Raw genomic sequence first — 21163 nt, 5'->3', positions numbered from 1 at the left:
GCTCCGGGTTACACCTGTGATTGCAAGCGTTTCCCCGGTGCCGTCGAATACTTGAAGTACATGGCAGACGCGTCGGACGCCTTCAAAGGCCGGGCGGAGAAACGCCGCACAAGCATGACGGCACACGTCGCCATTCAAAGGCCGAGGCGGCGGCATTCGAACGCGCCGAGGCGATTTGGCCCTTAGTCTGCGAGATCTTTTTGGCCCAAGGCGGCGATCCCGATGAACTCCGATTTGACCGATCTGTTGCGCGCCTAGAACGCAGAAGGCGCTGAGTAATTGCTCGCTACGGCTGACTAAAGGCGGCGCTCGCCGCTGCGATCAGGGCCTCGTCCAGGCCAAGCAACGCCGCAAGAGCGATCGCATCCGAGCGTTCTTCGCCGGGCCCGTTCACCTGGGCAATGGTGTAGTCCATCGAATCCGCTAGTGCGGCCAGCGCCGCATGCAGGTCGGCCGTTGCGGGGCGATGCGGGATCCCGCGCAGGCCGCGTACCGCGAGATGCGTCGCGCCCGTCGCGCCGGCGATTCCGCCGAGATGCGTGGCCACGATGCCGCAAACGCCGCGCTCGCGCAAACGCTCGATCACCGCAATCAGGAGCGCCTTGCCTTCGTGCGGGGTGGTCGTCCGAGCAAACTCATCCACAAGCAACAGTCTTCGCTGCGCTCCGCGTGCGAAGAGATCGCGCAGTCGCACGACTTCGGTAGCGAACGAGGAGAGCAACGATCCGCGCTCGTCGTCGCCTCCGATGCCAAGCCACGCGATGTCGTCGAAGAGTCCGACGCGCGCATGCGTCGCGGGCACCGGAAGCCCGTATGCGGCGCAAAGCGCAATAAAGCCGCACGTGCGTAATGCGACGCTCTTTCCGCCCATATTCGGCCCCGTCAGCACGGCGACGCCGTCGAGTTCGAGATCGAGCGGCGTAAAGGCACGCCCGTCGCGCTCCAGCGCCTCGACCGTCGGCAGATGACGCCCGCCGCTAAACGCCATCGCCGCACGCGCGACGTACTCCGGAACCACGCACCGATAGGATTGTACGAATCGCGCCTGGGCGACCAGCACGTCGAGCGTACCCAACGCTTGCATCGCTGCGTCCAGCGCCGCCGCGCGTTCGCGCAACACCGTCGAGAGCCGTTCGCGTACGCACTCCTCCGCCTCGGCCACGCTCGCCAGCGCGCCGTCGCGGCGTTCGATCGCACCGAGCGTCGCTTCGTCGGCATCGAGTTCGCAAACGAGGTACGTTGCGGCTTCGCGAATCACGCGCATGCCGGCGGGGAGGCCGCTAGCCGGAACGTCCGCGCGCATGACAATGAATTCGTTGCCGGAGATCTCCTCGCGACCCAGCCTCGCACAGATAGTTGCCGCAGCACGACCGCGTGCGGCATCGACCTGCGCCTGCGAACCGGTCAGGGCCTTTCGTCCTTCACCGAGTCGCGGATCGAATGCGTCCGAAAGATAGAATCCAAACGCACCCGACCGGCCCGGGTCGAGCGCTGCGACAACCTGACGCACGGCGTCGTTCGCGCACGGCTCCGCATCCACCGCGCATTCCAGGAGGGCGTCCAGCGCGATCATCGCATCGAAGCAGCGCTGCAGTTCCAGAAACTGCACGTCGGCCAGCGCTTCACCCATCGCCGCTCTTGCGAGGGCACCGGCGGCATCCGGAGCGCGGCGCAGGACATCGCGCGCGGCGTCCAGCCGCGATGGTTCGAGCGATGCCGCAACGCGCGCGATGCGCTGCGCGCACGCCGCGGCCCGGGCCTCTTCTCCCGGAGCAAACGCCCGCAGCGCCGCGAACGCGCGCAAGCCGTACTCGCTCGACGGGGTCAGGCGTACCTCCAGCCACGTACCCTCGATCGCGTGGAGCGAACTCCGGTCGATCGCCGGCCCGGCCATCACGCCGCCACCGCGCCGGCATAGACGTCGAACGTCGGCAAACCGGTCGCGGCTGCAACCGCGCGCGCAAATTCACGCGGTTCGAAAGCGCGCTCGCGACCGCTCGACGCCACCGTTACCGCCACCACCCGCAGCGGGCGTTCGCAGCGCAAGTTCAAGTGTTCGAGCGCGTAGGTTGCGGCAGGGCCCGCCATCGCGAGTTGCGTCGGATCGCGCAAAAGAATCGCGCGCCGCTCCCGTTGCGCGACCAGTTGCGAAACCATCGCCGGCGTGAGGGCCCCTTCGATCCGCACGTGTTCCACCGTCGGGTCGTATTGCGCGATACGCAGCCGGCCAACCAGCGCGCGTATTTGCGCGACCGCGTCGTCCATGGTCGAAGCCGCGTCGGCGCCGACCGAGACCACGATCGCGTCCCCGCCGCCGGCCAGCGCCGCAACGCGATCGACCGCGCCGTCGACGAGCGCATACGAGGCGTACCGCATCAAACCGGTGACCGCGTCGCGTACGCCGGATGCGGTCGGAGGCCCCACCAGCTCGTAGTAGCCGTCGTGCACGACGCGAGCGTAGAGCAGCGAACCGGCCGCGGTAACCAGCGTCGAGAGGTCGAGAATGCGGCTTGCGGGTGACTGCGGCAATACGGAACGCGCCGTCGCGATGACGGCACCGGGGCGCAGCAACAGCCGCGGTTTGGGCTGGCCGTCACCGCTGTCGATGGCCTCGCCGTCGCGTCCGATCGATGCTAGTCCAACGGTCATGCTGGCGCGAACGGTCGCCTCGTAGACCGCGCGCATCGCGACGGTCTTGCCGACGTTTTTCCCGACGCCGACGAAAAAAAGCGACGGTGCGCCGGTCGCCAGCGCCAGATCCAGGATCGCGTCCCCAACTCGCATATCGATGCGAGCCTTCGTTTAGCCGATGTGGAGCGCCTTGAGCACGATAAATGTTGCGCCCGTAAGGGCGAGGAGAATTCCGCCCAGCAGTTCGGCATGTTCGCCGATATGCACGCCCAGGCGTCGTCCGAGCGTAATGCCGGTTGCCGTTGCCGCGATGGAGACGATGCCGATCACCGCCAGAGACTCCACCAGCGGCACGTTGATGTACAGGATCGAGAATCCGATACCCAAGGAATCGAGGCTGATCGAGAGCGAGGCGATGAAGAGCCCCCACCCGCGCGACATATCGATCGGGTGGCTGGCCTCGCGCCGGCTCTCGAAGATCATAAAGCAGCCCAAGACGAGCAGCGCCACAAACCCAATATAGCCGGCAACTTCGCCAAGCAGTCTCCCGATGACCAAGCCGAGGGCGGCTCCCGCGAGATTCATCACGATCTCGGCGGTGGCGAACGCGACGCCGATCCGAATTTTTTCCTTGCGCGGGACCCCGCGGACACCGACGCCTACGCTCACCGCGAACACGTCGAGGGCAAGGGAGAGCGCGATCACAACGATTTTGATTGCGGCAGCGATAGTGATCATGGTCGGAGCTAACGCGATGGAGTGCCGGAGTACGAGTCTTTTCTGCCGGAACTTGAAAGAAGCTGGTTCACTGCCGCACGAAGCTGCGAAATCGTAAACGGCTTGTTCAGAAAGAGATTCGCCCCGGCGTTCTTCGCACGGCCGTCCATGGCATAGTTCGTATGCCCGGAAATCATCAAAATCGGCACGCCGCGCGTCCGATCCTTGGCGCGCAAGCGCTCGACCAAATCGATGCCGGAGATGCCGGGCAGCATAAAGTCGCAGATGATGATATCGAAGGGCCCGTCCCGATCGACCGAGACCAGGGCGCTCTCGGCATCGTTGCACATGATCATATCGTACGGCCCCTTCCGAAGGACCGTATCGATCAAGGTGCAGATTGCGGGATCGTCATCCGCTATGAGAACCCGCCAATTACGCTGCGCCATGCCACCGCCATTCGCGTCTATCGGCGCGCGGCCTCGCCGCCCGTCCGATACTGTTTGTAAACTTTCAGGGTGATGCGACACGTAGCGCGCTCGATCTTTCTCCTTCCGGCTGCCGGTGGGGCACCGGAGGCCGGCGCCAGGCCGGCCGACTTCGGATGGCGGATGCCTGGATTTTGTGGCCGAACGTCGTATTATAGCCCGGCAATGGCTGTACTCGATCGAATTTTTGCCCCCGATTCCACCTTTCAACGGAATTTTTTCTTTCTCGCCAAGCGCTTCGTTCCAGGCGAGAGCATCGACGCCGCGATCGGCTCCGTTCGCGACCTCAACGCGCAGCATATGAGCGCGACCCTGGATTTTCTGGGCGAGGACGTCCTCGAGCGCGACGCCGCGCTCAAGACCCGCGATGCATATATCACCATGCTCGACGCCATCCGTACCAGCGGTGCGGATACCAACGTCTCGATCAAACTCACGGCGATGGGGCTGCTGATCGACGAAGATTTTGCCCTCGATAACCTCACGCGGATCCTCGAACACGCGCAGCGCAACGCCGACCCCTTCGTACGGATCGATATGGAGGGCACGGCCGTTACCGACGCCACGCTACGCGTCTTCGAACGCGCGTTCGCAAAAAACAAGAACGTCGGCATCGTTCTGCAAGCGTACCTCAAACGCACGCCCGCCGACGTGCGGCGCGCGATCGAAATCGGCGCGCGCGTACGCTTATGCAAGGGTGCGTATAACGAGCCGGCCGAGATCGCAATCAAAGAGATGCCGCAGATTCGCGAACAGTATCTCGCGCTCGCCCGCGAATTGCTTACGAGCGGCACCTATCCCGGAATCGCGACGCACGATAAGGAACTGATCGAAGCGGTCAAGGCCGTCGCGCGCGAAGAGGGCGTCGCCTCCGACCGCTTCGAGTTCCAGATGCTCTACGGCTGTCGCCCCGGGCTCCAACGCGACCTCGTCGCGCAGGGCTATCGCATGCGAGTCTACGTGCCGTTCGGCACGCACTGGGCCGGTTATTTCTACCGTCGCGTCCTCGAGCGACGCGAAAACATGTTCTTCGCGATATCCTCGATGTTCTCAAAATAGTGCGAGCGGTCGTCCAGCGCGTCTCGCGAGCCTGCGTCAGCGTCGATGGCGAAACCACCGGCAACATCGAGGCCGGGCTCCTGGTGTTGCTCGGCGTCAGCGTCGACGACGCCGCAGCGGATGCGGATTGGATGGCCGAAAAACTGGCCAACTTGCGCATCTTCAAAGACGATCTCGGCGCGATGAACCGTTCGTTGCTCGACGTCGGCGGCGCGATGCTCTTAGTCTCGCAATTCACGCTTCTGGGCGACGCGCGCAAAGGGCGACGCCCATCGTTCATCCAGGCCGCCAAAGAGCCGCTCGCGCGCCCGCTCTACGAACGCGTCGGCGAATGCGTGAAGCGCCTAGGCATCGAGGTAGCGTTCGGATCGTTCGGCGCCGACATGGAAGTCGAACTCGTCAACCAGGGCCCCGTAACGATCCTCATCGATTCGAAGCAGTAATCCAGCCGTTGAACTGCGTTGCGTTGCGCGGAGCCCTAGCGCGAGGGTGTTTCGGGGAACGTGCGATTTTTGTGCAAAAGGCAGGATGCCGAACTTCCTTTGGAAGTTGCACAAAAACGCACGAGTAGGAGAGACGCAGGATGCGTCTCGACGAACGGTTCCCCGAAATACCCTCGCGCTAGGGCTTCGCGCAACGCAACGAACGCAACGCAACGAGCGCACGCTACAAGCGCACGTCCGCGATGCGTTCGACGCGAATGACGCGATCGGATTCGACAAGATGCGCGAGGACGTCGAATCCCGACGTCACTTGCCCGAAGACCGTGAAATCGCGGTCGAGGTGATACTGCGGCGAGAGCGTGACGTAGTATTGCGTTCCGGCCGAATCGCGGAGCGGCGTGTTCGTCTTGGAATCGTAATTCATGCCCATCGAGATTACGCCGGTGCCCTGCGCGAGCGGGTTCTCCTCGGCGCCGATCGTGTAACCGGCATCGCCGTTGCCGTCGTCGTTCGGGTCGCCGGTTTGCACGACGAAATCCGGGACGATACGGAACCAGCGGTTGTTGTCGTAGTAGCCGTGCGCGGCAACGTTGAGAAAGTTGGCAACCGTCAGCGGTGCCCATTCGGGAAAGAGCGTGACGTAGACGTTGCCCTTAGTTGTGACGATGCGCACGCGCGGATGCATGCCGGGTGCGGGCTGCGTCATCTGCGCCGCGGTGCGCGGATCGAGAAGCGGTGCATTCGGAACGCCGGCAACGCTGGGAGCCTTGGGCTTACCCGGGGCAATCGTGCGCGGCAACGCGGGCAGAGCGGCCAGCGGATCGGCGGAGAGTGCGGGGAGATGTACGGATGCGGGGATGGCCTTCCAATCGGCGGTGAAGGGTTTGCCGGCGATCGCGCGCAGCGATTCGCCGGCTTGTTCTTGGACGCGCCAAGATGGGTCGTTCAGCATCGGCAGCAGCAGCGGCCGTTCGCCGGCGCGTTTGCGCTTTCCGAGCGCGCGGACCGCCTCGATGCGTACCACATCGTCCCGGTCGCGAAGAGCGGTGCGTAAGAACGTTATGGGGAGGCGATCGGCATAGCCGCGGAAGAGACTCCACATCGCATCCCGGCGCACGGCCGGCGCGTTTCGAGCTTCGACCGCTCGCTCCAATCCGGCGGCGATGCTCGGGGCGCTTGCCTCCGCGCGAAAGAGTTCCAGCGCGATCGCCGCGCGGGACTGCACGATGGGGTCGGCATCGGCGACGAGCGTTTGAAGGAGCGCCTGGGCTGCCGCCGAGGGGTCGGGGAGGCGCTTTGCGGCTTCGTAGCGGCCCAGCGCATCGACGGCCGCGACCCGGACGGCCCCGCTTGGGTCTCGCAGGGCGGAGACCAGCGCGGGGGCATCGCTGCCCGAAGCGATGAGGCCCAGGCCGTAGATGCTCATGGCCTTAACCGCATCGCGCGGATCCCGGAGGTGCGCTTCGAGCAGGGCGACGCCGGCCGGTTGTTTGGTTCGGCCGATCGCTAGGGCTGCGCGAACCGCAATCGGCTCGTCGGCGGACGCCAGGTAGGCTGCCAGTTGCCCGCTGCCAAGCGAGCGCGCGCGCTCCAATCGGAGCATCGTCGGATAGGGGGCGGGAGCCGGTGCCGCTCCCATGACTAGCCCCGCCAATCCGAGCGTGACGATCGCCTTACGATAAAAAGAACCCCAAGCTAACACGGTACCCCCAACCAAGAGCGATGGACTTACGTTGTAGTAAGTGCAGCACCATCGCCGTCCTTCCTGGGCGGCACCAGCGATGCAGGTGAGGAACATCATGCCAGGCACCCCAGAGACCCCCAAAAAAACCGGCGGAATGTCGGTCCGTGAAGCCGGCCAAAAAGGCGGCGAAACGGTCAAAAAAAAGTACGGTCCCGAGTTCTACGAACAAATCGGACGCAAAGGCGGGCTCGCCACGAAGGAAGCCCACGGTCACGAGTTCTACGAACAAATCGGTAAGAAGGGTGGGAAGAAAGGTGGCGAAGCCACCCGCGACCGCTATGGGCCAGATTTTTACGAGCGTATCGGACAAAAAGGTGGCCAGAAAGTCAAGCAACTCATTGAAGAAGGAAAGCGCGCCGCCGCTGCGGCCGAGGAGAAACGCGCGAGCTGACGCCGCCGGTTTCGCGCTGATCGTCAGCGCGATCGTGGTGTCCTTTGGCTCGTTCGGTGCGGAACGAGCCATCGCGCTCCCCGTCACCACCCCATCGCCCGGGCCGACCGCCTCCGCATCGCCTTCGACTGCGGCGGCGCATGCTCGCGAACTGCCGTTTAACTCACCGCTCGTCTTCGTTCTCGATGGATCGATCTCGTCAAACGGCTCTAAGGCCGGCGACCGCATTCCGATCCACCTCAAAGATCCCATCGTGATCGACGGCCGGATCGTCGCGCCCGAGGGCACCCCGGGAATCGTGCGGATTCTCGGCGCGAATTCGGCGCAGATGGGAGACGTCTACGGATACGTCGACGTCTATTTCGAGCCGATCGCCCTGACTGACGGCGCGAGGCTCCCGTTGCGTTCGCCCACGACGCGCCTCTCCGTGCGCGTCACCGCCGGACATGCGTCCACGGTTGGGATCGAAGATAACGTTGAGGACGCCGTCATTCCGTTCCATTACATCTATCACGTGTTTCGCAAGGGGCAAAACTTCGAACTCGGGTCCGGTGCGCAACTCCAGGCGCGCACGCAAGCGATCGTCGCGATCGCGCCGAACGGAACGGCCGTCGTATCCACCCCGGCTCCCATCCCAATCGGCGTCCACGTCCCGCACGCAAGCTTCTCATCCTCACCCTTGGCAACGCCCGCATCGATGAAAGAGCGCGGGCCGATCGTCGAGCCGTCGATGGGTCCAGGATACCCGGCGCAGGCGCCCTCGCCGGTCACCCAGGTGACTCCCGGGCACGCTCCTATCACCCCACCACCGTCGTCATGAAGGGATCTCAACGCATGCTCGCACGCATTACTACCGCCACGCTGGCGCTCGTCCTTACCGTATGCTCCGCACTCTCGGCGGCGCAGTCGCCCTCGCCTAAGCCCCAGGGCGCGGAAGTCGCATTCGTGCAGTCGGTACAGCGCGCGCTCGCATCGCGCTATGCAACGCCTGCCGATGCCGAGCGCGACGGATACTTTCGCTTTACCAACGAGGACAGCAGCGGATCGATCAGCTACGCGAACCTGCATTGGCAGAGTAGCGACGTCGAACATCCCAGCCAGCTGTGGTACGACGTTCACGGCAACTTGCTGGGCGCCGACTATTCGGTCATGCAGAGCAGCTCTCCGGAAGCTCCCAAGCTTTGGGGTGTCAATCCCGCGCGCTGGCAGAAGTTCGACGAGCACCTGCACTACGTGCTTGCCGGGCCGCCGATGAGCAGCGACTATCACGGGATTGGAACCAAAAAATTCCTGGCGGCGGGCGGCAGCCTGGCCAATCCCTCATCGGCAACGCTCGTAAAAATGGGGCTCGTCAAAAACCCCGATCAGGTCGCGCGCGTCTTCGTCTTTCCGTCCATCTGGGATCTCCAGGTTTGGGTGAAACCCAACCCTAACGGCGCTTTCGCGATGATGAATCCGCTCGTTAAGCCGTCCAAAAATGCCGGCAAAGATTCGATGTAGCGTTTACTGACAGCTCGATTGAGCCAGCGCCAAGGCGCGATCGACGGCCGTCGATTGCGCCTTTTGCATGGTATCGCGCCGCGAATCGTAGCGCAGGTAACTCTTGATATCGCGCATGTCGCGCGGGATGCCGAGTTCCGATGGGTCCATTCCGCCGGCCGGGTGATCGTGCGCGAGCGGGTCGTACTCCATCATGCTCTGCACCAGGCCATGCAGATCGTACGCGATCTGCTTCTGCATCGCGTAGGCAGCCTCAAGGCTGGAAACCGTAGCCAGCATTTGTTCGCGGGCCGCGGCATCGTTCGTCAATGCCGCACCGGCGCGAAGCCGGTCGATTTGCGCTCCGATCTGCGGAAGCGAGCGGTCGATCTCACCGACTTGTTGCATCAGGTGGCCGCGCAAGACGTAGAAATCGCTCGCGTATGTCGGCCGCGTGAATAGGCCGTTCAAATCGTCGAGCTGCCCGCCGACGATACGCAACGACCGGTTGTTGCCGAGCATCGGAACGAACGCCGCGTTGAAGTGGCGTTGCAGGGCGCTACAAAACGGCGTAGACTTCACCGTCTGAATCGTTCGCAGGGCGGGCGGAGCCGGCGTCGGGCTTGCGACGAGGACGGCTAGAGCGAGCGCGAGCATCCAATCCTCGATCGGCTACTCGTTCGACCAGTAGTCCTTGAGCGCTTTACCGCGCGATGGGTGGCGCAGCTTGCGTAGGGCTTTGGCTTCGATCTGGCGGATGCGTTCCCGCGTGACGCCGAACTCTTGGCCGACTTCCTCGAGCGTCCGCTGGTGGCCGTCCTCCAAGCCGAAACGCAGGACCAAGACTTTGCGCTCGCGCTCGGTGAGGTTTTGCAAGACGTCGGCCATTTTCTCTTTGAGCAACATCACCGATGCGGCTTCGGCCGGAGCGACCGCTTCTTGATCTTCGATGAAATCGCCTAAATGCGAATCTTCTTCTTCGCCGATCGGGGTTTCGAGCGAGATCGGTTCCTGCGAAATCTTCATGACCTCGCGGACCTTCTCCGGGGTAAGCCCCATCGTCTCGGCAATCTCCTCGACCGTCGGTTCGCGGCCTAGCTCTTGCAAGAGCTGGCGCGAAATTTTGATCAAGCGATTGATCGTTTCAACCATGTGCACGGGTATGCGAATCGTACGAGCCTGGTCGGCAAGCGCGCGTGTGATCGCCTGACGGATCCACCACGTCGCATAGGTCGAGAACTTGTAGCCCTTGCGATAATCGAACTTCTCGACGGCACGAATGAGGCCGAGGTTCCCCTCCTGGATAAGATCCAGGAACAGCATGCCGCGTCCAACGTACTTCTTCGCAATCGAAACCACGAGCCGCAGGTTGGCCTCGGTGAGCTGGCGTTTCGCTTCTTCGCCGGTAACGACGATGCCGGAATCGGCGGTGCCGTTCTTGCCCAATTCGAGCACTCCGGCTTCGATGCGCATGGCCAGCGATTTCTCTTGCTCCATCGAGAGCAACGGGACGCGGCCGATCTCCTTGAGATACATGCGCACGGGGTCTTCGAGCGATACCCCTTCGGGGATCGGTTCTTCGACGCCGGCCTCAACTTCGGGCTTCTCTTCTTTGGTTTCGTCGACGATCTCGATGCCCATGGCAGAGATCTCTTCAAATAATTCGTCGATCTGGTCCGGGTTGACGTCGTCGAGCGCGTCGAACGCCGCGTTGATTTCCTCATAGGTCAGCGATCCGCTCACTTTACCGCGAGCGACCAGCTTCTTCTTGAGTTCGTCCAGCGTCAGCGTCGGGGTCTGCGTCGCTGCCGCACTTGCCTTCTTGCGTGCCATATTTGTACTCCTCACCTCCTTTCTCGTATGCTCTGGGGTCTGCGCCTGCTGCGCTGTTTCTCTCTGGTTGTTAATGTCGTCCTACCGATTTATCTTTTTAGTTTGGCCCGAAGCGTCTCGAACTCTCGCCACAGCTCTTCGGGAATGGGTTGCCCCTGCGTGAGCATCTCGTTCGTCCGAACGTCTAGTTCCTTGTACCGCCGGTGCGCGTCTTCGTGCGCGAACCGCTCGACCACCCGCTCCAAATGGCCTCGCCGCTCTTCCCGGTCGCCGTAACGAACGGTCGAGCTTCGATCCCGGCGGCCCAACTGCGCGAGCACCTCGAGCGCCGCATCGTCCTGCCCGAAGAGCGAGAAGACGTCCGCCGTGTCGCGCAAATCGTCCGCGCTCCGGACGATCCGTTCGTACATTTCCCGAAAAACGGTGTTTCGGAACCGCGACGGTTCGATGCGATCGCCGAACTCCCGCGCGAGCGCCGGATCCTCGAAAACGATCTCCAGGACATCGCGCTCGAATGCGGCGGACTCGCCCTGCGTGCCGCGCGCTGCCCCGTGTACGGAGACATGGCGGCTTCCGACCACGCCCGGCGCACCGGTGCGGGGAGCGAAATTTGCGCTGTTCGCGAGGAATCGGCTATTCCGAAGGTCATCTACGTTCACCTTCAGTCGTCCGGCAACATACACGCGCCAGCGGTCCCATTCTTCACGCGGCGTCATCTCTCGAATCAGCGCCTCGGCGCTACGCGCAACCGCGGACGGGGAATCGAATCCGGCTGCGAGCCGATCGATCTCCGGATCGAGCTTGTACTCGATTGCGGGTTTTGCCAGTTCGAGGAGCCGCGCGAACCCGGCGGCACCCCGGGCCTTCACGAAACTATCCGGGTCCTCGCCCTGTGGCAGGGCGACGATCCGGACGCTGGATCCCGTGTGTTCGATAACCTTTGACGCAATATCGACCGCTTTGGTTGCAGCGCTGCTCCCCGCGGCGTCGCCGTCGAAACAGAGAAAGACGTTGTCCGCATATTTGCGTAGCTCGGTGGCTTGCTCCGCGGTAAACGCCGTGCCGAGCGCCGCCACCGCATTCTCGAAACCGGCTTGGTGTAAGGCGATGCAATCCAAATAGCCCTCCACCACGATGAGCGTTCGGTTGCTCGCGGCAGACCTGCGCGCGACGTTGAGTGCGAACAGGTGCCGCCCTTTCGTGTAGACGGGCGTGGTGGTCGTATTGAGGTACTTAGGCTCGCCGCCGCCGATCGCGCGGCCCCCGAATGCGATCGCTTCGCCGGTGGTGGCATAGGTTGGAACCATGAGCCGATCGCGATAGAAATCGTAGTGGCCGCGCTGACCCTCTTTAACCAGGCCGGCTTTGGCCGCCAAGTCGAGATCGACGCCGTGGGAGCGTAGTTCGAGCGTGAGCGCGTCCCACGAGTCGGGAGCGTAGCCGATATGAAATTTCTCAATGGTCGCAGCGCCGAATCCGCGCGCCTCGCAGTACGCGCGCGCGGCGGTGCCGCGCGCATCCGCGAGGGCACGCTCGAAGAATTCCGTCGCGATGCGATTCGCTTCGTAGATGGCTTCGCGTTCGCTGCGCGACCGCGCGGTCTGCGGGTTTTCCGGTTCGAGCTCGACTCCGGCCTTGGCGGCCAACATTCGCGCGGCATCGGCGAACGGCAGGTTCTCGAGCTTCTGGATGAACGTGATAACGTCGCCGCCGACGCCGCAACCGAAGCACTTGAAGAATCCGCGGTCGGGGTGGACGTGGAACGAGGGCGTCTTCTCCCCGTGAAAAGGGCATAGGCCCACCAAATCGTTCCCGCGCTTTTTGAGCGGAACGTACTGGCCGATAAAGCTGGCGATATCGATCCGCGCATGGATTTCGCGGATCGCTCCTTGATCGAATTTCACGATGGACTCCAGGCAGCATGTTCGAGCGCGGGGTCGAAGAACCCGCGTGTGAAGCGGATCTTCGACCCCATCCATCACTTCATCGAACTCCACGAGCACGAGGCCCGGCTACTCGACACGTCGGTGATGCAGCGGTTGCGCCGCCTGCGGCAGCTTGGACTGGCCTATCTCGCGTTTCCGTCGGCCGAGCACTCTCGCTTCGGGCATGCCCTCGGCGCGCTCGCGATGGGGACCCGCGTCTTCGATGAAATCGTCCGGCATGGCCGCGATACGTTCGCGAATGACGCCGATATCGCATACCAGCGCCGTCTCGTGCGAGCCGCTCTGCTGTTGCACGATATCGGGCACGGCCCGTTCAGCCACGCCTGCGAAGCCGTGCTGGGCGTGCTGCACGAAGCCCGCACGCGCGCCTTGCTCCAACTCCCCGAGATGGTCGACCATCTCGGGGAGCTCGACGTCGATCCTCACGACGTGCTGTCGCTGATTCTCGGAGCGCACAACGGGCGCTACCCCGTGCTCAGCGAGATCGTTAGCGGCCCGAATCTCGACGCCGACCGCATGGACTACCTGCAGCGCGATAGCTATTTTACCGGCGTCGCAAGCGGTCGCTACGATGCGGACCAGTTGGTCGCTTCGATGCGCGTTATCGAACATCAAGGCCGCAGCGTGCTCGGCATCGACGCACGCGGCGTCGTCGCCCTGGAATCGTTCGTCCTAGCCCGTTACATGATGTTCGCTTCGGTGTACTTCCATCACACGACCCGCATGTTCGAGCGGATCCTCCAGGATGCGCTGCGAGAGCTCTGGCCGGATCCGCGCGCGCTGGATCCCATCGAGACGTTTCTGGATTGGGACGATTCGCGCGTTCTCAACGATCTGCGCGAACACCAGAGCGTCGCCTCGCGCGCCTTGCGCGAGCGCACCCGTCTCTATGCCGTGGTCGCAGAATTCAACGCCGAGCACGACCTCGCCCATTACGAACGCTGCGAAGCGGCCTTGATCGCCGCCTACGGGGCGCAGAACGTCTGGGGTGACGCGCAGGAGCAGGTGCTGCATCGCCTCCCGCTCGGCGCTTCCGAGCACCACCGCACGGTGCTCGTGCAGACGTCGAGCGGTGCGATCGACGCGCGCGAAGCCAGCGACCTGATCGCGAAACTCTCCGGAAAAGCGTATTGGCGCAAACTCTTCGTCGTCCGCGCCAATGTCGATCTCGCAGAGGCTCGGAGCCTCTGTCGCCTAACCGCCGCCCGCTAGCGGTGCGCGGTTAGCGGTTACTCGAGCGCGCCGATCGTGGCTTGCGCCGCAGCGAGGCGCGCGATCGGCACGCGATACGGGGAACACGAGACGTAGTCCAATCCAAGCTGATCGCAGAAGGCCACGCTCGACGGTTCGCCGCCGTGCTCGCCGCAGATCCCGATTTTCAGGTCGGCACGCGCGCCGCGGCCTTTGGCCACGGCCTCGCGCATGAGCGCGCCGACGCCGCGCCGGTCCAATATCTGGAACGGATCGTCTTTGAGGATACGCTTCTCGAGGTACTGCGGGATGAACGATTGCTCCGCATCATCGCGACTGTAGCCGTAAGTCGTCTGCGTAAGATCGTTCGTACCGAACGAGAAGAACTGCGCGTAGGCGGCGAGTTCGTCGGCAACCACGCAGGCACGCGGCAACTCGACCATCGTACCGATCTTATATACGAGATCGACGCCGTGCGCCGCCAGAACTTCATCCGCGACCTTCTTCGCAGAGTCGTACGTCGTCTGCATCTCTTCCTTGGTTCCGACGCCGGGGATCATCACCTCGGGCCGGGCGTCGACGCCGCGCTGTTTCAGCAAGCACGCCGCTTCGAAGATCGCGCGCACTTGCATCGCATAGATTTCGGGATAGACGATGCCTAACCGGCAAACGCGCAAACCGAGCATCGGATTTTGCTCGTGCAGTTGCTGGACGCGGCGCAAGATCGCATCCTGTTTTTTGAACTCTTCGGAGTCCGTGCCACGCGTCAGCCGTAGCTCGGTCGTTTCCACGAGCAGTTGCTCGAGCGACGGCAAAAATTCGTGCAACGGCGGGTCCAGCAATCGAATCGTTACCGGCAGGCCATGCATCGCTTCAAGGATCCCGACGAAATCCTCACGTTGAAACGGCAGGAGCTGCTGCAGCGCGGTTTCGCGCGCCTCTTTCGTATTCGCTAGGATCATCTGTTGGACGACCGGGAGCCGATCCTGTTGCATGAACATGTGCTCGGTTCGGCACAAGCCGATGCCTTCGGCCCCGAGCTCGCGGGCCTTTTGCGCGTCTTCGGGCGTATCGGCGTTAGCCCACACTTGCATACGGCGCAGCTCGTCCGCCCAAGAAAGAAAGGTCTGCAGCCACTCCGGTAACTGCGACGGCGGCGGAATCAGCCCCAGTTTGCCGAGCATGATGTTTCCGGTCGTACCGTCGATCGTCAGCCAATCGCCTTCGTGTAACGCCACGCCGCCCAGCGTGACGCTCTTGGTGCGGCGCTCGATCTGGAGCGCGTCGCACCCGGCGACGCACGGTTTGCCCATGCCGCGAGCGACCACCGCCGCGTGCGAGGTCGCGCCGCCTTTGGCGGTAAGGATGCCGCGCGCGGCGATCATGCCGTGCACGTCATCCGGCGTGGTCTCCACGCGCACGAGAATGACGTCCTTGCCGGCATCGCGCCATTCGACGGCGTCGTCCGCCGTTAGGACGATCTGCCCGGCGGCAGCGCCGGGCGAGGCGTTGAGGCCCTTGGCTGCAACGGCGAAGCCTTGCGTCGCGTCGATCCGGGCGTGGAAGAGCTGATCGAGCGACTGCGCGCCGACGCGGCCGACCGCCGTTTTGCGGTCGAGCAGGCCTTCGTGGACGAGGTCGATCGCGATCCGCACCGCCGCCTCCGCGCTGCGCTTGGCGCTGCGCGTCTGCAACATGAAGAGCTTGCCTCGCTCGACCGTAAACTCGATATCTTGCACGTCGCGGTAGTGCCGCTCCAACCGATCGGCAATATCGACGAACTGCTTGTAGATGTCCGGCTGCGTTCGTTCGAGGTCCGAGATTTTCTCCGGCGTTCGAATGCCGGCCACCACGTCTTCGCCCTGCGCGTTGGTGAGGTATTCACCGAACAACTTGCGCTCGCCGGTATTCGGATCGCGGGTGAAGGCTACCCCCGTGCCAGAATCGCTCCCCATATTGCCGAACACCATCTCCATGACGGTGACGGCCGTTCCCCAACTATCGGAGATCTTATTGTATTGGCGATAGTCGATCGCGCGCTTGGAGTTCCACGAATCGAAGACGGCGCCGATCGCTAGACGGAGTTGCTCGCGCACGTCTTGCGGAAAGGCTTTGCCGGTCTGCCGGCTGACGATGTCTTTGAACTGCGCGGCCAGCGTTTTCCAGGACTCGGCGTCGATATCGGGATCGTTCGCGATTCCGAGCGCCTTCTTGCGTTCGTCGATCAGCTCTTCGAACGGGTCTTTGTGCAGTCCGAGAACGACCGACGAGAACATCATGATAAACCGGCGATACGCATCCCACGCAAAGCGTTCGTTGCCGGTGAGCTTCGCCAAGCCCTCAACCGTGCGATCGTTGAGCCCGAGATTGAGGATCGTGTCCATCATGCCGGGCATCGAGACGCGCGCGCCGCTGCGAACCGATACCAACAGCGGGTCGCCGTGGTCTCCGAAAGACTTTCCCGTGCGCTTCTCGAGCGTTTCGATGCCCTGAGCGACTTGCGCGTCCAAGCCGTCGGGGAAGTGTTTATCGGCGTCGTAGAAACCTAGGCACGCCTGGGTCGTAATCGTAAAACCCGACGGCACGGGCAAGCCCGCGGCCGTCATCTCGGCAAGCCCAGCGCCTTTCCCGCCCAGCAGGTCGCTCATCGACCCATTGCCTTCTTCGAAGAAGTAGACGTACTTGGTCATGCGCTGATCCGCTCGTGCAGATAGCGTTCGAGGCCCGGCTGCGACACCCGTTCCTGCTTCATCGAATCACGTTCGCGCACGGTTATCGTCCCATCTTCAAGCGTATCGTAGTCAATGGTCACGCACAGCGGCGTGCCGATCTCGTCTTGGCGTCGGTAGAGTTGGCCGATATTGCCTTCGTCGTATTGCGTGCGATAGGCCGGACGCAGCGCCATTTCGATGCTCCGGGCGCGCTCGACCAAGTCCGGTTTATTGCGGGCGAGCGAAAATACCGCTATTTGCACCGGTGCGATGTAGGGATGAAAGCGCAAAACGACGCGGTCGGTCGCTTTGCCGTTGGGATCGGTGCTGCGTTCGCGATCGTATGCATCGACGAGCATGGTGAGCGTCGTGCGGTCCATCCCCGCCGAACTCTCGATGAGGATCGGCGTGTAATGTGCCTTCGAGGCTTCGTCGAAGAAGCGCAGGTCTTTGCCCGAAAGGGCCATGTGCGCGTCGAGATCGTAGGTGCCGCGATGAGCGATCGATTCGAGTTCGCCCCAACCCCATGGGAAAAGATACTCGACGTCGATGCCGGCCTTGGCGTAGTGCGGGCGTTCCTTGTCGGTTAGTTCGTAGAAGCGCAGGCGATCGGGTTTGACGCCGTAACTCGCATACCAGTTCTTCCGCCGATCGACCCACTCGCGAAAGATCTCCAGATCCTTACCGTCGTCGGGGACGAAGTACTCCAGTTCCGCTTGTTCGAATTCGCGCACGCGGTAGGTGAAGTTGCCGGGCGTGATCTCGTTCCGAAACGACTTGCCGATCTGCGCGATGCCGAACGGCGGCCGCTTGCGAGCGGTCTGGTAAACGTTCTTAAAATTCACGAAAATGCCCTGAGCGGTCTCCGGGCGCAGATAAGCGGTCGACGCGCTGTCTTCCATCGGCCCGATCTGCGTCTTCATCATGAGATTGAAATTGCGCGGCTCGGTGAAAGACTGCTTGCTACCGCAGTCCGGGCATTGATTGGGATCCTTGAGATGATCGAAGCGAAAGCGATGCTTGCAGACGCGGCAGTCCACGAGCTTATCGTGGAATGCATCGATGTGCCCCGAAGCCTTCCACGTTAGCGGATGCATGATGATCGACGAATCGAAGCCGACGACGTCGTCGCGCAATTCGACGGTATCGCGCCACCACGCGTTCTTCACGTTACGCTTGAGGATCGCGCCCAGCGGCCCGTAATCGTAGAAGCCGTTGAGGCCTCCGTAGATTTCACTGGACTGAAAGATGAAGCCACGGCGCTTCGCCAGCGCCGTTATTTCGTCCATCGTTACGCGAGATTCGGAGGCAGCCATGTCCATAAGAGTTTGTAGATTTAATACACTATAAGAAATATCCCGGCTGCCCGGTGGCCCCGTCGGGCAGGAGAGTCCTTGAACGCTCGCTTCACAGCGCCCTTAGGTGTAGTGCCGCCCGCGCCACTCGACGCCGAGCCCGCTTGCATAGCGCACCAGCGACGTCGCGAAGATAGCGAAGAGTACCGCCACGCCGACCGGGATCGTCCAGCCCGACCCGCGAGGAAAACGGGCCCGAGCCATTCCGTACTCCGCTGCCAGGGACGCCGCCAGCATCGCGAACCCGACCGCAAGCGCGAGGCCGGCACGGTCGCCGGAGGCAAACAGACAGAGCGCGATCGGCGAAAGCGGAGAGAGGCTCGCCAAAAACAGCAGCCCGAGCGCCGTAGTCCCAGCCTTGCCGCGTGCGCCCAGCGCGAAATTTTTGACGAAACCATTCCACACTTCGTGAAACGAGCGGTACATTCGCGTGCGAACGAGCCCCTGCGCGCCGGCAAGCGCAATCGAAAAGCGGCCGTCGGCCTTGAGGAGACGCGCGAGTTCGAGGTCTTCGGCAATCTCGCCGCGGAGCGCCGCATAGCCGCCGATCGCCTCGTACGCGTCCCGTGTCATCAGAACGAACTGGCCGTTGAAGAGCGCCGCATCGGGTTTTAGCGGATCGTTGACATCGTCGAGGCCGCCGACGGCAAACGCAATAATCCACAGAATGCTTGGAAGGATCAGCCGCTCGGCCGGGCCGACCATCGTTTGGTCGGTGAGCAGGCTCAACGCATCGAGCCGATGCTTCACCGCATAGACGAGCGCCGAACCGGCCGCGAGCGGCTCGTGTTCGGTATCGGCATCGGTCGAAAGCAGCCACGTGCCGCGAGCCGCGCGTATCCCCTGTTCGAGCGCCCACGGCTTGCCGACCCATCCTTGCGGTAACGGCTCGCCGCCCACGACGATGAGCCGCTCGTCTTCAAGCGCGATCCGATCCAGGATCGCGCGCGTTCCGTCCTGCGAGCAATCGTCGACGACGATCACTTCGAAATTCGGATACTCCTGTGCGAGCAAGGAGCGCACGCACGCTTCGATCTGCCGCTCCTCGTCGCGCGCCGGAACGACGATGGACAGCGCGGGGAACGCCCCATCCAACTCTACCGCCTCCAAATGCGCCCGCGACCGCGCCGCAATCATCAACGACCGCACGGCGAACGCCGCATTGACGAACACGACAAAGATACACAACGCTACGAGCATCACGATACCAAGCCCCGTTCAGTCTTTTAGCGAAAAACCGGCAGCTGCCGAGCGAGCTCGTTCATGGGCACGAGCTCACCGTGCTCCCGCGCCACGAACGCAACCTCGTTACCCTGGAGTATCTCGGAAATCCAGGAAACATCGTGCCGCGGGAGTGCACCGAACGCCAGAACCGGGCTTGCACCCCCGATCGTCGCTCGATAACGCACGGAGTAGTCGAAGAGTTGTCCCATGCCGTATCGCATTCGATCGACGGTTGACGCTGGGTTGTTCAGGCTCTTGACTTCAACCAGGAGCCGGCGATCGTCAAATTGTGCGAGAAGGTCGATGTTGTTGTTATACAGGCAGGAGCCGCCGCTAGCATCGATCCGGTGCTTGAGCAGGCGTAACGTGTCCTGGTGGTCCGCCCGCGCTCGCTCTTGCAGGGCTGCAGCCTCGTAAACGTCCGGTCCGTCTCCCTGCGGCCGGTATCCGGTTCCCTCAGGGACCACAAGCAACGGTCTAAATTCGTCCAAGGGCGGGGCTTTCAACGGTGACGCGATTCCGGCCATCACATCATCGATCGTCGGGGCGTCGGCAATGGCGGCGCCGGTCAGTCCGGCGGCCTCCAAAATCCTATAAAAATCGAGGTCGTCGATATACCGGACCGAGTGCCCCTGAAATGCGTTGCGCGTCGCGAAACGCGACTCATACATTCGGTGCGTAGCGTCAGCGTAATTGACCACCCGAGCGAATCGGATGGGTTTCCGAACGCCGACATACCGGTGCGTGGGGTCGTAGGGGTCTTCCCAAACGTCGCCCAGTTCGCCGCAGCCAAAGTACGAACTCGCCTGCAGGGCATTCGCTCCCCGCGACGGCCGATAATAGACGAACTTCTCGCCGCCATGAATGCGATCGAAGTACTGCCGCGGATAGTGATAGACGACGAACTCCGTGTCCTTATATTTGGGATCGTCTTTCCAAGCACGCTGCATCAGCACAAGAGGCATCGTTGTAGGTTGTTCCTAGGGAAACCGGGCTTTCCTGGATCGACGCCGGATCGCTCAGCGACCCATAGCATTATATATTCCGAAGCTGCACCAATCAGTTCTCCGCACGCCTTAATGGCGCGTCCGTCAATACGCATAGTTCCGCCGCCGCTTGTAACGGGTACCTCACCGACGCCACTTGTTGGCAAGGCTTCGGTGTGGGAAGAGATCGGCGCTGGGGCGTTTCGACTGGTGTCGACTACCGGTGTGACACCCCGGGTAGGCCGGGTCCGATTCCCGGGCGCTCCAGCCACGACAGTCCACCCGCTGTTGTGCAGTCGTTTGAGGTGTGTTACCGTCGGAGAAGCCTGGGGTGTCATTCCGGCAGTACACATCGAAGCGCACGAGGCGTCGCAGTAATGCGGCGCCTCGTTTTTTCGTCTACGCGTTCCCAGCAGACCGACGGATTCATCGAACTCACCGGCGCCCCACGCTTGTTGCCTGCGTATACGCGCGGGATGGAGAGGCGCTGGGGCGTTTCGATGGCGTCGACCGAAGGTCTGATACGCCGCTCGGCTCCGGGTTCGATTCCCGGGCGCTCCAGCCGCGACGCTCCCCCGAGCGTTGTGCAGTCGTCGGAGATGTGCTATCGTCGGCCGTGTATCAGGCCTTCGGCTCACATCGAAACGCGCGAGGCGTCGCAGTAATGCGGCGCCTCGTTTTTTGTCTACGCGCTCGCCTTGTGCGCTTCCGGCTGCATCTGCGCCCTGAGTTGCCCGCAGGCAGCCGGACGAGTCGAACTCGTCTACCCTTTACTCGAGCGTCCTCGCGAGGGATGGAAGAAGGCTGGGGCGCTTCGATGGTGTCGACTGCGGGCTTGATACACCACGCAGTTCCGGGTTCGATTCCCGGGCGCTCCAGCCGCGACGGTCACACTCCGTTGCGCAGTCGCGCGAGGCGTGTTATTGTGGGTCTCGTATCAAGCCCGCAGGCACATCGAAGCGCAC

Annotated in this window: 18 protein-coding genes and 1 tRNA gene; 7 read left to right on the top strand and 12 right to left on the bottom strand. The window is 62.8% G+C overall.

Annotation, left to right across the window (positions count from 1 at the left end):
- Positions 1 to 286: 286 nt before the first annotated feature.
- Genes VMW12_11155 through VMW12_11140 form a run of 4 tightly spaced genes read right to left on the bottom strand, consistent with a single transcriptional unit; the run spans position 287 to position 3797 of the window.
- Positions 287 to 1894, bottom strand: coding sequence for a hypothetical protein (locus VMW12_11155; protein ID HUZ50273.1), 1608 nt, complete (start codon positions 1892 to 1894; stop codon positions 287 to 289).
- Positions 1894 to 2784 carry a hypothetical protein gene (locus VMW12_11150; protein ID HUZ50272.1) on the bottom strand — a complete coding sequence of 297 codons (891 nt, stop codon included), beginning with the start codon at positions 2782 to 2784 and terminating at the stop codon, positions 1894 to 1896. Before VMW12_11150 ends, VMW12_11155 begins: the two co-directional genes overlap by 1 nt.
- 18 nt (positions 2785 to 2802) lie before the next feature.
- Positions 2803 to 3369 (bottom strand): manganese efflux pump, encoded by a 567-nt coding sequence (locus VMW12_11145; protein ID HUZ50271.1) that lies wholly within the window; start codon positions 3367 to 3369, stop codon positions 2803 to 2805.
- An 8-nt stretch (positions 3370 to 3377) separates the two neighbouring features.
- Entirely contained in the window at positions 3378 to 3797 is a 420-nt protein-coding gene (locus VMW12_11140; GenBank protein HUZ50270.1) for a response regulator, read from the bottom strand.
- A gap of 204 nt (positions 3798 to 4001) precedes the next feature.
- Here VMW12_11140 and VMW12_11135 point away from each other — a divergent pair, with 204 nt between their 5' ends.
- Positions 4002 to 4895, top strand: a complete 894-nt coding sequence (locus VMW12_11135; protein HUZ50269.1) for a proline dehydrogenase family protein — start codon at positions 4002 to 4004, stop codon at positions 4893 to 4895.
- Positions 4895 to 5338 carry a D-aminoacyl-tRNA deacylase gene (gene dtd / locus VMW12_11130; protein HUZ50268.1) on the top strand — a complete coding sequence of 148 codons (444 nt, stop codon included), beginning with the start codon at positions 4895 to 4897 and terminating at the stop codon, positions 5336 to 5338. Before VMW12_11135 ends, dtd begins: the two co-directional genes overlap by 1 nt.
- A 223-nt stretch (positions 5339 to 5561) precedes the next feature.
- On the opposite strand, the gene VMW12_11125 is transcribed toward dtd, so the two are convergent.
- A complete protein-coding gene (locus tag VMW12_11125; protein ID HUZ50267.1) occupies positions 5562 to 7040 on the bottom strand; it encodes a peptidylprolyl isomerase in 1479 nt (492 codons plus the stop codon).
- A gap of 40 nt (positions 7041 to 7080) precedes the next feature.
- On the opposite strand from VMW12_11125, the gene VMW12_11120 reads away from it, so the two are divergent.
- From VMW12_11120 to VMW12_11110, 3 genes are read left to right on the top strand one after another with little or no spacing between them, the layout of a single operon-like run.
- Positions 7081 to 7473: a general stress protein B gene (locus VMW12_11120; GenBank protein ID HUZ50266.1), complete on the top strand. Its 393-nt coding sequence runs from the start codon at positions 7081 to 7083 to the stop codon at positions 7471 to 7473.
- Positions 7421 to 8293: a hypothetical protein gene (locus VMW12_11115; GenBank protein ID HUZ50265.1), complete on the top strand. Its 873-nt coding sequence runs from the start codon at positions 7421 to 7423 to the stop codon at positions 8291 to 8293. The genes VMW12_11120 and VMW12_11115 overlap by 53 nt, the downstream gene beginning before the upstream one ends.
- 14 nt (positions 8294 to 8307) lie before the next feature.
- A complete protein-coding gene (locus VMW12_11110) occupies positions 8308 to 8973 on the top strand; it encodes a hypothetical protein (GenBank protein HUZ50264.1) in 666 nt (221 codons plus the stop codon).
- Positions 8974 to 8976: 3 nt separating this feature from the next.
- Here the strand turns inward: VMW12_11110 and VMW12_11105 are convergent, their stop codons facing one another.
- From VMW12_11105 to dnaG, 3 genes are all read right to left on the bottom strand, one after another.
- Positions 8977 to 9609, bottom strand: a complete 633-nt coding sequence (locus VMW12_11105; GenBank protein HUZ50263.1) for a hypothetical protein — start codon at positions 9607 to 9609, stop codon at positions 8977 to 8979.
- A gap of 15 nt (positions 9610 to 9624) precedes the next feature.
- On the bottom strand, positions 9625 to 10785 hold the full coding sequence (gene rpoD, locus VMW12_11100) for an RNA polymerase sigma factor RpoD (protein HUZ50262.1): 1161 nt from the start codon (positions 10783 to 10785) through the stop codon (positions 9625 to 9627).
- 89 nt (positions 10786 to 10874) lie between these two features.
- Positions 10875 to 12689 carry a DNA primase gene (gene dnaG, locus VMW12_11095; protein HUZ50261.1) on the bottom strand — a complete coding sequence of 605 codons (1815 nt, stop codon included), beginning with the start codon at positions 12687 to 12689 and terminating at the stop codon, positions 10875 to 10877.
- A 48-nt stretch (positions 12690 to 12737) separates the two neighbouring features.
- Here dnaG and VMW12_11090 point away from each other — a divergent pair, with 48 nt between their 5' ends.
- A complete protein-coding gene (locus VMW12_11090; protein HUZ50260.1) occupies positions 12738 to 13943 on the top strand; it encodes an HD domain-containing protein in 1206 nt (401 codons plus the stop codon).
- A gap of 17 nt (positions 13944 to 13960) precedes the next feature.
- Here VMW12_11090 and ppdK read toward each other — a convergent pair whose 3' ends face one another.
- The 4 genes from ppdK to VMW12_11070 form a co-directional block, all read right to left on the bottom strand.
- Positions 13961 to 16612, bottom strand: coding sequence for a pyruvate, phosphate dikinase (gene ppdK, locus VMW12_11085; protein ID HUZ50259.1), 2652 nt, complete (start codon positions 16610 to 16612; stop codon positions 13961 to 13963).
- Positions 16609 to 17922, bottom strand: a complete 1314-nt coding sequence (locus VMW12_11080) for a glycine--tRNA ligase (protein HUZ50258.1) — start codon at positions 17920 to 17922, stop codon at positions 16609 to 16611. Before VMW12_11080 ends, ppdK begins: the two co-directional genes overlap by 4 nt.
- Positions 17923 to 18051: 129 nt before the next feature.
- Complete coding sequence (locus VMW12_11075; GenBank protein HUZ50257.1) at positions 18052 to 19188, bottom strand: glycosyltransferase family 2 protein; 1137 nt, start codon at positions 19186 to 19188, stop codon at positions 18052 to 18054.
- 26 nt (positions 19189 to 19214) lie between these two features.
- On the bottom strand, positions 19215 to 20177 hold the full coding sequence (locus VMW12_11070) for a hypothetical protein (protein HUZ50256.1): 963 nt from the start codon (positions 20175 to 20177) through the stop codon (positions 19215 to 19217).
- Between the two features lie 827 nt (positions 20178 to 21004).
- Between VMW12_11070 and VMW12_11065 the strand changes: the two genes are divergently transcribed.
- Positions 21005 to 21076, top strand: a tRNA-OTHER gene (locus tag VMW12_11065).
- The last annotated feature ends 87 nt before the right edge of the window (positions 21077 to 21163 follow it).

It is taken from the genome of Candidatus Dormiibacterota bacterium (genome assembly GCA_035532835.1).
Classification (GTDB): Bacteria; Vulcanimicrobiota; Vulcanimicrobiia; order Vulcanimicrobiales; family Vulcanimicrobiaceae; genus DAHUXY01.
This window is presented reverse-complemented; position numbering and strand designations above follow the sequence as displayed.